We start from the raw sequence: 11652 nt of genomic DNA, 5'->3' as shown, positions 1-11652 counted from the left end.
AAAGGTTCAAACAATGTTGCAAGGGATTAATCTTGCCTGTATTCGCGGTGATCGCGAACTATTCAAAGACATCAATTTTTCTCTCGAAGCTGGTAGTTTGCTGCAAGTTCGTGGTCCTAACGGCAGTGGCAAGACCAGCTTATTGCGTATGCTATGTGGGTTGTCAAATCCTGCTGCTGGTGAAATTCTCTGGCGTGGTACTTCTATCCGATCGCTAAGTGGAGATTATTTTGCTGCAGTAACCTATATTGGTCATTTGAGTGGTACCAAAGATGATTTAACGGTTATTGAGAATTTACGCATCTCAAGTGCGTTGGCAGGTTCAGAAATTAGTATGAGTCAGGCCAGTGATGCGCTGAAGCATATGGGGCTGAGAGGAAGGGAAGCTTTACCCGTTAAGGTTTTATCGCAAGGACAGCGTCGTCGCGTTGCTTTAGCGCGATTACTGGTCTGTAGTACCACATTATGGATCCTCGATGAGCCATTAGTCGCGCTAGATGTCATGGCTGTTAAATTGATTCAAAAGTTACTGGAGCAGCATTTGCAAAGAGGTGGCGTGATTGTGATGACAACACATCAGGAAATTGAGGTGACAGCAACATCAATAATGCAGTTGCATTTGGCTTAATATGTTTATGTGGATAATTAAACGCGATTTATTATTGGCAATGAGGCGTCAATCAGATGTGTTGACTACGTTGTTTTTTTTCATCATCGTAGTAAGCCTATTTCCTCTAAGTGTTGGGCCCGAAATGAATATGTTGCGTACGATGGCGCCCGGTGTAGTGTGGGTCGCAGCTTTATTGGCTTCGATGTTATCGCTGGGAAGAATGTTTTCAAATGATTATGTTGATGGCACATTGGAACAGATGCTGTTATCACCTCAATCACTATCGCTGTTAGTGCTTGGTAAGGCGTTTGCACATTGGTTGGTAACTGGGGTGCCACTGGTTTTAATGGCACCAGTATTGGGTATTCAGTACGATTTACCAACCGATGCGTTACTTGTTTTAACAGCGGCTTTATTATTAGGGACGCCGGTTTTAAGCTTGATTGGAGCAATCGGTGCGGCCTTGACCTTAGGATTACGAGGAGGTGGGGTGCTCGTTTCGCTATTGGTGTTACCGCTTTATATTCCTGTGCTGATTTTTGGTGCTGGCGCGGTTGAGGCCAATATGGCAGGGGTCGCGTTTGATGCGCATTTATCATTGATTGGTGCATTTCTATTAGTATCGATTGTATTTGCGCCTTGGGCTGCTGCTTTGTCCTTGCGAGTTTCTTTAGAATAACTGAGAGATTGTTTTTGAGTTTGTTTCAATATCTCGAGATCAATTGAGGGTAATTTATTACACCTTTTATATAATTTCTGATTTTTTGGTATAAAATTACTGACTGCCCAAATTGGGGATAGCTGAGGGATGGAAATTAACATGAAGAATTTTAATATTAAATATGGCGATTAATTGGTTCAAGTATTCTTCTCCTGCTAGCTTTTATTTATTGGCGGGAAAAATGGTTCCGGTATTTGTTTTTATTTCGGTAATATTATTGGTAGTAGGGCTTTATGTCGGTTTTTTTGTTGCGCCAACCGATTTTCAGCAAGGTGAAGCTTATCGAATTATTTTCATACACGTACCTGCGGCATGGATGTCAATGTTTCTATATGTCGTGATGGCATTTTGGGCGGGTATCGGATTGGCTTTTAATACAAGATTGTCCTCTATGTTTGCAACTGCAATTGCGCCAACAGGAGCCATGTTTACTTTTATTGCGCTATGGACTGGTGCGTTATGGGGCAAACCTATGTGGGGAACGTGGTGGGTATGGGATGCGCGATTGACTTCTGAGTTAATCTTGTTTTTTCTTTATATTGGCTTTATGTCCTTACAAGCAGCAATTGACGATCCGCGACGTGCTGATAAAGCGGGCGCAATCATTGCATTGGTCGGCGTTATTAATATACCGATTATTTATTTTTCAGTGCAATGGTGGAATACCTTACATCAAGGTGCATCGGTAAGCCTTAATCAAGCCCCAGCGATGGCGACGACCATGTTGACCGGTATGCTAATTATGGTGTTAGCTAGCTGGATGTACTCCATCGCAGTAATATTAAAGCGTACACGCGTTATCATTCTTGAGCGAGAAAGCCATACAGCCTGGGTAGCAGAACTGCATAAGAAAGGAGCTATATAGTGATTTGGTCAAGCTGGTCAGAGTTTTTCTCAATGGGAGGATATGGACTCTATGTTTGGGGATCATATGTTGTAACTTTCATATGTATAGCAGGTGAAATCCTGTTAATTTCAAATCGTCGACGAACTTTAGAAAAACAATATAGTCACATCGAAGACTTAGATAATAATGAGACAAAAAATGAAACCACGTCATAAGAAGCTTGCAATGATAGTCTCTGGAGTTACTGCATTAGGAGTCGCAGCAATTTTGGTATTGAATGCTTTTCAAAGTAATTTGGTGTTTTTCTTCAGCCCATCTCAAGTGATTGCAAATGAAGCGCCAATTGGTAAAAGTTTTCGCATTGGTGGGTTGGTCGCAGAAGGCAGTGTTAAACGTGATGATGGGTCGACTACAGTGCATTTTGCTGTGACAGATACAGCAGAAACAATACCTGTTGTATATACAGGTATTTTGCCTGACCTATTTCGGGAAGGTAAAGGTGTTGTCGCACAAGGAAAAATATCCGATGCAGGTATTTTTTTGGCTGATGAAGTTCTTGCCAAGCACGATGAAAACTATATGCCGCCTGAAGCTGCCGAAGCCCTAGAGAGGGCTGCTAAAGCACAAAAAGCATCTCTGGTGCAATAAAAGTTTTCTCAGATAAGTTAATCTTCTCTGAGAAGTTCAATTTTTAATCCTGAGTAATTTTTAATTTTTATATAAATATAATCATGATTCCAGAAATTGGTAATTTTTCTTTAATACTTGCTCTCCTCTTAGCCACTTTACAAGGAACGTTACCTATTATTGGTGCGGCGCGTGGCATTCCTTCTTGGATAGCATTGGCAAAACCAGTAGTTCAGGGACAATTTGTCTTTGTGTTGATTGCATTCTTTTGTTTGGCATATTCCTTTGTCAGTAGTGATTTCTCTGTTTTGAACGTAGCTAATAATTCGAACACCGAATTGCCATTTCAATATCGGTTGGCAGCAACGTGGGGATCTCATGAAGGCTCTTTATTACTATGGGTTTTGATGCTTGCCAGTTGGTCTGTTGCGGTCAGTGTTTTTAGCAAGCAGTTACCAGATGATGTTGTTGCAAGAGTCATTGGAGTTTTAGGCCTTGTTAGTATTGGTTTTTTGGTATTCATGTTGTTTACCTCAAATCCCTTTGATCGTCTATTACCCGCTGCAGCGGAAGGAAGCGATTTGAATCCTCTGTTGCAAGATTTTGGTATGGTAGTGCATCCACCTATGCTCTATATGGGGTATGTGGGATTTTCTGTAGCTTTTGCTTTTGCTATCGCTGCATTATTGAGTGGAAAGCTGGATGCGACGTGGGCACGCTGGTCACGACCGTGGACGATTATTGCCTGGGTGTTTCTAACGATTGGGATTATGCTCGGTAGCTGGTGGGCGTATTATGAATTAGGTTGGGGTGGTTGGTGGTTTTGGGATCCAGTGGAGAACGCGTCGTTCCTGCCGTGGTTGGTCGGTACGGCTTTAGTTCATTCACTGGCGGTTACTGAAAAACGGGGTAGTTTCAAAAGTTGGACAGTCTTATTGGCAATTAGTACATTTGCGCTGAGTTTGCTGGGAACATTTTTAGTGCGTTCGGGAGTTTTAACTTCTGTTCATGCATTTGCAACCGACCCTGCGCGTGGTGTATTTATTCTTGCTTTTCTTGTGATTGTGATTAGTTGTGCTTTGTTATTGTTTGCATGGCGTGCGCCAAAAGTAGGCTTAGGAGGTAAATTTGATATACTCTCACGCGAATCAATGCTGTTGGCCAACAATATATTGTTACTAGTTGCAGCGGCAAGCGTGTTGCTGGGAACGCTTTACCCATTGATTATCGACGCTCTTGGTTTGGGTAAGCTATCGGTAGGCCCTCCATTCTTTGAGGCAGTTTTTGTACCTATCATGACACCAGCGATTTTCTTGATTGGTATTGGGCCTATTTCACGTTGGAAGCAGATGAGTTTGCCTGCGTTGGCTATTCGGTTACGCTGGGCGTTTGGGATTAGTGTGGTTTCTGCGCTGATTACACCGTTTTTTATGGGCGAATGGAAGCCAATGGTGAGTTTTGGCTTATTGTTAGCATTCTGGATTATTGTTTGCGCATTTGTTAATTTAAAACATCGCCTGAATAACTCTGGTGAGGGCAATTTATTGACCAAACTATCTAAGCAATCAAGAAGTTATTACGGAATGCATTGCGCACACATTGGAGTGGCGATATTTATTATTGGCGTAACGTTAGTAAACAGTTATGAAACTGAAAAAGATGTTCGTATGGAAATTGGTAGTAAAGTGACGGTTGGTGGTTATGTTTTTCAGTTTAATGGCACCAGTGATGTCATTGGCCCAAACTATAAAGCAATCAAAGGGGATATCTCTGTTTTCAAAGATGATCAGTTTGTTCGCAATTTATATCCAGAGAAGCGCACCTATAATGCTTCGGGTATGGCAATGACTGAGGCGGCGATCGATACAGGTTTTTTTCGTGATCTTTATGTTGCTCTGGGTGAGCCTCTATCGAATGGTGCGTGGGTGGTTCGTGCTTATCATAAGCCGTTTGTCGATTGGATATGGTTTGGGTGTATATTGATGGCGATGGGTGGTATTACTTCAATCACCGATCGTCGTTATCGCCTGAAGATTACCAAAAAGGAATCTTCAGCGGTGAACGTTGCTGAATCAGAAAGGCAAGCGGAAGGTACTCCTGCAGCAGTTGCATCTGCAACAACTAAAGTTGAGTTGGCTACGGAGACAACTAAAGTATGATGCGGTATTTGATGCCCTTAGCTATTTTCATGGTGTTAGCAGTTTTTTTGCTAGTTGGTTTGACATTAAATCCTCGGCAAGTGCCTTCACCGCTGATAGATAAACCGGCACCAAAATTTCAGCTCAACCAACTGCATGAGCCCGATAAAATAATGTCTTCAGAGGATAATCTCGGCAAGGTCTGGATGCTTAATGTGTGGGCGTCTTGGTGTGTTGCGTGTCGAGACGAGCATCCTTTGTTGGTGCAATTGGCTAATTCGGGAATTATTCCAATTTACGGTCTTAATTATAAAGATGAACGTAATACAGCATTGCAATGGTTAAAACGCTATGGCGATCCTTATGCTATAAGTATTGTAGATACTGATGGAAAGGTTGGAATTAATTATGGTGTTTATGGTGTTCCGGAAACTTATGTAATCGATAAGCAAGGAATTATCAGGCATAAGCAAATTGGGCCGGTGACAGTAGATTCACTAGAAAAAACAATTCTTCCTCTAATTAAAGAATTACAAAAGCAAGCATAAGAGCTTGTAAATTAAATGTAAGGGTCCATTCTTCATGATGCGTCAATTCAGTGATGTAGTAAAAGTTACTATTTTTGTTTTTGTACTGTTCTCAGTTTTTCCACTTAGCACATGGGCAAAAGAAGCTATACCTGTCGCTGAAGATCCAGATATTGAAAAAAGAATGCTGGCATTGACCGTAGACTTACGCTGCTTGGTTTGTCAGAACGAATCCATTGCAGACTCCAGAGCGGAATTTTCTAATGATATTCGTCGTGAAATTCGTGAGCAAATAAAGGACAACAAAACGGATAAAGAGATTGTGCAGTTTCTAGTTGATCGATATGGGGATTTCGTTCTTTATAATCCCCCTATGAAGCCGACGACAATCCTGTTATGGTTTGGCCCGGCTATTTTGTTTGCGATCGGATTGGGTTCGTTGATTGTTTATTTGAAGCGTCGACGTTTACAAATAGAAGATGTATCGCTTTCGCAAGAACAGCTTAAAGAAGCGGAAGCGTTACTGAATGAGGATAAAAAAGGTAAGAACGTATGACGGCTTTTTGGATTATTTCTGGAATTTTCATTGTTACAGCATTGTTATTTATTATTCCAACGCTATTACGGAATAAAGACACTCAGCTTAAAAACTTGGAGCATGATGCGGTTAACATTACGGTTTATCGTGATCAGCTCGTTGAGCTCGATAAAGACTTGGAAAACGATATATTAAGTCAAGAACAATATGACAAGAGCAAGCAGGAGTTGCAGCAACGTATGTTGCAGGATGTTACTGAACATGAAGAAGTAGTTATTCAGAAGAATAAAAAAATTTATAATATTGCACTTTCAACGGTGATTGCGCTGATGTTACCACTAGGCGCAGTTTTTCTGTATTTAAACATCGGTGATACTCGCGGATTGTTGCCGCAGGAACAGCTTGCCAGTGCAACACAAATGAATCGTGGCGGAGGAGGCGAAGATCTTGCAGGTCATGATTTCTCGGCCGCGCTGGAAACCCTAATTGCTAGACTGAGTAATAATCCAGAGGATATCGAAGGTTGGGTAATGCTGGGTCGTACCTACACAGCAATGGAACGCTATACGGAAGCGAGTAATACGTACGCAAAACTGGCGGAATTGGTGCCTAATAATCCACAGATTTTGAGTGACTATGCACGTGTGTTGGGACTTAAGAATCAAGGAACTCTGGCTGGAAAACCGACCGAACTGCTTTATGAGGCGCTTAGGATTGATCCAGAATTTCCGCCAGCATTAGCACTTGCAGGTCATGCGGAATTTGAGCAAGAGAAATACAATGAAGCCTCGGCACATTGGGAAAAATTACTGGAGACTATACCTCCTGATTCTCCACTGGCAAAATCTGTCAAGGATAGCATTGCTGAAGCCAAACTATTGTCTTCAGGTGGGAAAGAGGGCACTTCGGAACAGTCAATTGTGATGAATGAATCAGTGGCGCAAACAGATATTCAGTCAGTTAATAATACTGTGGTTGATACAACAGAAACAATTGCGCTTTCAGTTTCTGGACAGGTAAATATTAAACCTGAATTGGTTACGAAAGCGGCACCTAACGATACTCTATTTATTTATGCGCGAGCGAGTAATGGACCTAAGATGCCTTTAGCGATACTACGCTTGAAAGCAAGTGATCTTCCAGCGGCCTTTACATTGACAGACGATATGGCAATGATGCCTACAATGAAAATGTCCAGTTTTCCAGAAATTGTTATTGAGGCAAGAATTTCTAAATCTGGGCAAGCTGTTCCTTCGAGTGGTGATCTACAAGGGTTTAGCAAACCGATTAAGCTGGGCAGCAATGATGTTGAAATAGTGATCGATAAACAAATACCATAAAAATGCTGGAAATTAATCTTGCGGTAGAGGATTTCACATTACCTTCGACTGGCGATAAAGAATTTTCGTTGGCCAATTGTACTGGTAAAAATGTAATTATCTATTTTTATCCAAAAGATGACACGCCGGGATGCACAATCGAGGGGCAAGACTTTCGCGATAATTGGCATCTGTTTACAGAGATGAATTGTATTATCGTTGGTGTATCTCGCGACAGTATCAAGTCGCATGAGGGCTTTAAAGCTAAAATGAAGTTTCCATTTGAATTACTAAGTGATGCAGACGAGAAAGTGTGTGATTTGTTTGGTGTAATGAAAATGAAGAATATGTACGGCAAGCAAGTTCGTGGCATTGAGCGAAGTACTTTTGTAATTGACACACAAGGTGTTTTGAGAAAAGAATGGCGCGAGGTTAAAGTACCCGGGCATGTACAAGAAGTTTTAGAGTTTATTAATACACTCAGCAAATAATTCATTGACTAGAGACTTACTTTAAGTCTGTGTCTCTTAGCTATGTTGACGGTGTGCGGAAAGTCAGACGCGTGATAGAGCGTTTTTTCCGTTCCGGCAATATCTTTTGCTATTTCAGTATTTGCGTATTCATAGTGTTATAGATCGATACCTTTCTGTGCCTGGATACCGGCACGAAAAGCATGTTTAATGTCGGCCATTTCAGTGACCGTATCTGCTATTTCACATAGCGCGTCAGGTGCGCCGCGTCCGGTAATAACAACATGTTGCATGCTCGGGCGATTTTTCAAGTCGTTTAATACGGAGGTAATATCCAACCAGCCAAATTTAAGCGGATATGTCAATTCGTCAAGCACGATCAAATTTATTGATGGATCGCACAGCATTTTCTGCACGATTATCCAGCCACGTTGCGCGGTTTCGGTGTCTCTCTCAAGGCTCTGCGTGTCCCAAGTGAAGCCCTCACCCAATACATGCCAGATGACATTATTTTGTTTGCTGAAGAATGCTTCTTCGCCTGTATCCGAGCGGCCTTTGATAAATTGCGCCACGCCTACCCGCATACCATGTCCAAGTGCTCGTGCGAGCATGCCAAAGGCTGAACTGGATTTGCCTTTGCCGCTACCTGTGAGAATCAGCAGTAAGCCTTTTTCACGATCTGCACGCGCTATTGCCTCATCAATAATTGCTTTTTTACGTTGCATGCGCGTACGGTAACGCTCTACTCGGTCAGGCTCAACCATGTTGTCACTCTGTGGTGTTGCTTGGACTGAATTGCTGAGAGATCAATGCAAATAGCGTGTGAATTACGACAGCGATACCCAGATAAAATACGAATGTCTCGATATAGAGCGGGAAGTATTTGATCAGTTGGTCGCCGAATTCATTGAGGTTCGTTTCTGTAATGCGGCCGGAAAAGAAGTAAAAACCACCACTAGAGAATAACCCGCATAAGATTAAACCGACGATGACGCTGATAGAAAGTGGCATTAGAGTGCTCGGTGCGAACTGATATCGTTGGGTGTACCAGCGACCAGTCAACCATAAGGAAGCGTACGCGGGTAGCAGAAAAATATAGGCCGGAGTCAAGCAAAAATCACTCACACCTCCCCAGTTAGTCGCAGCAAAGTCCAACCACCAACTTAATGCAAAAAAGCCTAATAATGGCCATGTGGAAGGCAGATACACGCCCGCAAGAAAGAAAATGGCCCAAGATGCATCAGCCATATTATGTGTCGAGGCAAAATGATGGCTCCGTGTGAGAATCATCAAAGCTACCAGCATTATTCCAATTACTATCTGGCTGCGAGTAGATAAAGTCAACATAATTGACTCCTAAATTAGGGTTGATAACGTACCATGGCAAAGAAATTTCGCCCGGGTTGATTATAGAATGCTGCTGTTTCATAGCGTTCATTAAATAAGTTTTCAATACGCCCCTGCAAACGCCAATGTCTATTAAAGATATATTCAGCGCGAAGGTCAAATTTAACATAGCTGTCCAATTTGCGGGTATTGGCTAGATTATCATAGCGCTGCCCTTCGACCAATAGCATCGCACCTACCGCGTACTGGCCGAATTGACGATCGGTATCAAGCCGGAATGATTGTTCGGCGCGTCGAGGCAATGTATTACCGCGATTTAACCCGGACAAAGGATTTTCTGGATTAATGGACGAACGATCTTCTGGATTCAGGAGTGTCAGGTTGGTATTGAATTGCCAGCCTTTGATCTGTGTGCTGAATATACCTTCAAATCCACGGATACGCGCTTTGTCAACATTGACAGGTGCAAAAGTTTCGGCATCAAATGCAATCAGATGTTTAATATGGGTTTCAAACAGATTCAACGACCAATTGCCCAAATCAGTTTTGCCACGAATGCCAAACTCATAGCTGCGTGAATCCTCCGGGCGCAGATTAGGGTTACTGGAGAAAGGATAATACAACTCATTAAACGTTGGAGCTTTAAAGGCGCTGCCGAAATTAAAGAGTAACCGGGTGTTTTCCGTAAGCGGGTAGCCCCAGCCAGCTCCGCCTGTCACTCGACTACCATATTGCTGATTATCATCATGCCGCAGCGACAGCTGAAAATCATGCTTGGCAATAGTGGCCTGATGTTGCGCAAAAACACCCCAGTTGTTACGCGAATGTACGGTAAAATCCTGAGTGCTTCTAACATGGTCTTTCTGATAATCCATGCCGATGGTCAATAATTGATTAGGGTTCACGGTAAAATCATTCAATACGGAAATCGTATCACGTATGGTATTAAACCGATCTTGAAAAACAGTGCCAAGAAAATTATCTGAATCCTCCCGGCTGCGGCCACCAATCAAATTAATGCGCCAGAAATCCAGCGGGGAGTATCGCGCTGTTCCACCTAAAACCTGCTGCATTAAAACGGTCTTGTTGGTGAAGCTACCATCAAACTGAGATTTTCCGGCAGATTGCATAAAACTGCCGTCTATCTCCAATCCGTTCTGAAAGCGATATCCCGCGCGCGCAGAGCCGGCGACATTGCGATAGCCATCCCGATCGGGCTGAGGTTCATTAATAAAGCAGCCAGCACTGCTAGAGCCGGTACAGGCATTAAAACCTTGGGTACCGATACCGCTGGCAGTCATATTAAACCAGCCTTGCTTGCCGCCATACGACAAACCTGTGGAGCCTTCCAGTGTGCCGAAGCTGCCGCCGCCAAAACCAAAATTTTGCTTCAATCCGGTACCATCACCTTTGCGTGTAAAAATATGAATGACACCACCGATTGCCTCTGAACCATAAAGACTGGAGCGCGGGCCGCGTACAATTTCAATGCGATCAATCTGTTCAATCGGAATGTTTTCAAACGCAGTCGTGCCAGACGTGGCGGATCCAACCTTGATGTTGTCGATCATCACTAGAACATGATCCGACTCGGTACCCCGCATTTGAACAAAGGTTGCTTTACCGGCCCCGCCCTGATTGACTACATTAACACCTGGCACACCACGAAATAAGTCCTGAATTGAGCGTGCTTGTTGACGCTCAATGTCCTTGCGGGTAATTACCGTTACCGAAGCTAGCGCAGCATCGGCAGTCTGCGCTGTGCGTGTTGCCGTGACAATAACTGGCTTCTCCTGGTGATCCGCATTGGCTGCGAATATTGATGTGGTGATACCCAACCATAGCGCGATCAGTGCCGGAAAGCGATATTTTTGCATGATCTGATTCCTTCGCGCACACCCGCGCGTTGTCAAATTTAAAAATAAAGGAATGCAGAGAAGAATCGGAAAATGGACAAACAGAACAGCTTGTAGGGAAGCTAATCGTAATGCCACTGATTGCCCTCCGCAACACCGTAGTATGTTTACTTTAGGCCGGTCTCCGGACTCATGAGCGGAATAAATTCCACATCTGCGCCTTCCCGTGTTGTGGCACAGTGGCATAAAGCAGATGGTTTACTCATTTACCGTTGCGGGGGCAGTGCTGGCATTGCTCGAAGTTATTCAGAGCGCACCAGCTTCCCGTTTAACCTTCAAGAAAAGCACTTGAAAGCACCTAAAATGTGAGGACGGAACTTACCTGACCTGTAGCAGATGTGTCAAGGAAATTGGTGGATTATTCATACATCGCAGCAACCTGTTTTCAATTAAGCAGTTCAAATTGTTTGAGTTCGAATGTCAGGTTTGACTGCTCAGGTACTTGCTGTAGCTTAACAAAATAGGTGAATATTTGACCGTTGGCATCGGTAATATTGACAAAGGTAAGATTGAGCTTACCAGAGGACTGATCGAAGGTGGCGCTATCGTCACGAAAGCGATCGGCTAATATCTCAGCATCCATTAGCTCAAA

The 11652-nt window shown here is 43.2% G+C and carries 13 protein-coding genes, 1 pseudogene and 1 riboswitch; of the genes and pseudogenes, 10 read left to right on the top strand and 4 right to left on the bottom strand.

Going from position 1 to position 11652, the window contains the following annotated elements; translation table 11 throughout:
* The first annotated feature begins 13 nt into the window (after positions 1-13).
* From ccmA to Q0C11_RS09140, 10 genes are all read left to right on the top strand, one after another.
* Positions 14-628, top strand: a complete 615-nt coding sequence (gene ccmA / locus Q0C11_RS09185) for a cytochrome c biogenesis heme-transporting ATPase CcmA (RefSeq protein ID WP_293007251.1) — start codon at positions 14-16, stop codon at positions 626-628.
* Position 629: 1 nt separating this feature from the next.
* Complete coding sequence (gene ccmB / locus Q0C11_RS09180; RefSeq protein ID WP_293007250.1) at positions 630-1289, top strand: heme exporter protein CcmB; 660 nt, start codon at positions 630-632, stop codon at positions 1287-1289.
* 163 nt (positions 1290-1452) lie between these two features.
* Entirely contained in the window at positions 1453-2196 is a 744-nt protein-coding gene (locus Q0C11_RS09175; RefSeq protein WP_293007249.1) for a heme ABC transporter permease, read from the top strand.
* A 32-nt stretch (positions 2197-2228) separates the two neighbouring features.
* Positions 2229-2393, top strand: a complete 165-nt coding sequence (ccmD, locus tag Q0C11_RS09170; RefSeq protein WP_293007266.1) for a heme exporter protein CcmD — start codon at positions 2229-2231, stop codon at positions 2391-2393.
* Complete coding sequence (ccmE, locus tag Q0C11_RS09165) at positions 2377-2826, top strand: cytochrome c maturation protein CcmE (protein WP_293007264.1); 450 nt, start codon at positions 2377-2379, stop codon at positions 2824-2826. Before ccmD ends, ccmE begins: the two co-directional genes overlap by 17 nt.
* A gap of 83 nt (positions 2827-2909) precedes the next feature.
* Positions 2910-4964, top strand: coding sequence for a heme lyase CcmF/NrfE family subunit (locus Q0C11_RS09160; protein WP_293007248.1), 2055 nt, complete (start codon positions 2910-2912; stop codon positions 4962-4964).
* The gene (locus Q0C11_RS09155) at positions 4961-5491 is read left to right on the top strand and encodes a DsbE family thiol:disulfide interchange protein (protein WP_293007247.1); all 531 of its coding nucleotides are present in this window, start codon (positions 4961-4963) and stop codon (positions 5489-5491) included. Before Q0C11_RS09160 ends, Q0C11_RS09155 begins: the two co-directional genes overlap by 4 nt.
* 34 nt (positions 5492-5525) lie before the next feature.
* Positions 5526-6026, top strand: a complete 501-nt coding sequence (locus Q0C11_RS09150) for a cytochrome c-type biogenesis protein (RefSeq protein ID WP_293007246.1) — start codon at positions 5526-5528, stop codon at positions 6024-6026.
* Positions 6023-7348, top strand: coding sequence for a c-type cytochrome biogenesis protein CcmI (ccmI, locus tag Q0C11_RS09145; RefSeq protein ID WP_293007245.1), 1326 nt, complete (start codon positions 6023-6025; stop codon positions 7346-7348). The genes Q0C11_RS09150 and ccmI overlap by 4 nt, the downstream gene beginning before the upstream one ends.
* Positions 7349-7350: 2 nt before the next feature.
* Complete coding sequence (locus Q0C11_RS09140) at positions 7351-7818, top strand: peroxiredoxin (protein ID WP_293007244.1); 468 nt, start codon at positions 7351-7353, stop codon at positions 7816-7818.
* Positions 7819-7955: 137 nt separating this feature from the next.
* On the opposite strand, the gene cobO is transcribed toward Q0C11_RS09140, so the two are convergent.
* The 4 genes and pseudogenes from cobO to Q0C11_RS09120 form a co-directional block, all read right to left on the bottom strand.
* On the bottom strand, positions 7956-8561 hold the full coding sequence (cobO, locus tag Q0C11_RS09135) for a cob(I)yrinic acid a,c-diamide adenosyltransferase (protein WP_293007243.1): 606 nt from the start codon (positions 8559-8561) through the stop codon (positions 7956-7958).
* Between the two features lie 4 nt (positions 8562-8565).
* Complete coding sequence (locus tag Q0C11_RS09130) at positions 8566-9144, bottom strand: hypothetical protein (RefSeq protein ID WP_293007242.1); 579 nt, start codon at positions 9142-9144, stop codon at positions 8566-8568.
* Positions 9145-9158: 14 nt separating this feature from the next.
* A complete protein-coding gene (gene btuB / locus Q0C11_RS09125) occupies positions 9159-11021 on the bottom strand; it encodes a TonB-dependent vitamin B12 receptor (RefSeq protein WP_293007241.1) in 1863 nt (620 codons plus the stop codon).
* A gap of 136 nt (positions 11022-11157) precedes the next feature.
* Positions 11158-11377, bottom strand: a riboswitch (cobalamin riboswitch).
* Between the two features lie 68 nt (positions 11378-11445).
* Positions 11446-11652: pseudogene (locus tag Q0C11_RS09120) on the bottom strand (CHRD domain-containing protein); the annotation flags it as partial.

Origin of the sequence: Nitrosomonas sp., assembly GCF_022842015.1 — a bacterium.
Classification (GTDB): Bacteria; Pseudomonadota; Gammaproteobacteria; order Burkholderiales; family Nitrosomonadaceae; genus Nitrosomonas.
Note: the sequence above shows the minus strand (reverse complement) of the source record. Positions and strands in the feature narration are given on the sequence as shown.

Excerpts from the sequence above, each read along its gene's own strand:
- cobO (WP_293007243.1), bottom strand. The coding sequence starts at position 8,561 with ATGGTTGAGCCTGACCGAGTAGAGCGTTACCGTACGCGCATGCAACGT.
- Q0C11_RS09160 (WP_293007248.1), top strand. The coding sequence starts at position 2,910 with ATGATTCCAGAAATTGGTAATTTTTCTTTAATACTTGCTCTCCTCTTA.
- ccmB (WP_293007250.1), top strand. The coding sequence starts at position 630 with ATGTTTATGTGGATAATTAAACGCGATTTATTATTGGCAATGAGGCGT.
- btuB (WP_293007241.1), bottom strand. The coding sequence starts at position 11,021 with ATGCAAAAATATCGCTTTCCGGCACTGATCGCGCTATGGTTGGGTATC.
- Q0C11_RS09155 (WP_293007247.1), top strand. The coding sequence starts at position 4,961 with ATGATGCGGTATTTGATGCCCTTAGCTATTTTCATGGTGTTAGCAGTT.
- Q0C11_RS09130 (WP_293007242.1), bottom strand. The coding sequence starts at position 9,144 with ATGTTGACTTTATCTACTCGCAGCCAGATAGTAATTGGAATAATGCTG.
- Q0C11_RS09150 (WP_293007246.1), top strand. The coding sequence starts at position 5,526 with ATGATGCGTCAATTCAGTGATGTAGTAAAAGTTACTATTTTTGTTTTT.
- ccmD (WP_293007266.1), top strand. The coding sequence starts at position 2,229 with ATGGGAGGATATGGACTCTATGTTTGGGGATCATATGTTGTAACTTTC.
- Q0C11_RS09140 (WP_293007244.1), top strand. The coding sequence starts at position 7,351 with ATGCTGGAAATTAATCTTGCGGTAGAGGATTTCACATTACCTTCGACT.
- ccmI (WP_293007245.1), top strand. The coding sequence starts at position 6,023 with ATGACGGCTTTTTGGATTATTTCTGGAATTTTCATTGTTACAGCATTG.
- ccmE (WP_293007264.1), top strand. The coding sequence starts at position 2,377 with ATGAAACCACGTCATAAGAAGCTTGCAATGATAGTCTCTGGAGTTACT.
- Q0C11_RS09175 (WP_293007249.1), top strand. The coding sequence starts at position 1,453 with ATGGCGATTAATTGGTTCAAGTATTCTTCTCCTGCTAGCTTTTATTTA.
- ccmA (WP_293007251.1), top strand. The coding sequence starts at position 14 with ATGTTGCAAGGGATTAATCTTGCCTGTATTCGCGGTGATCGCGAACTA.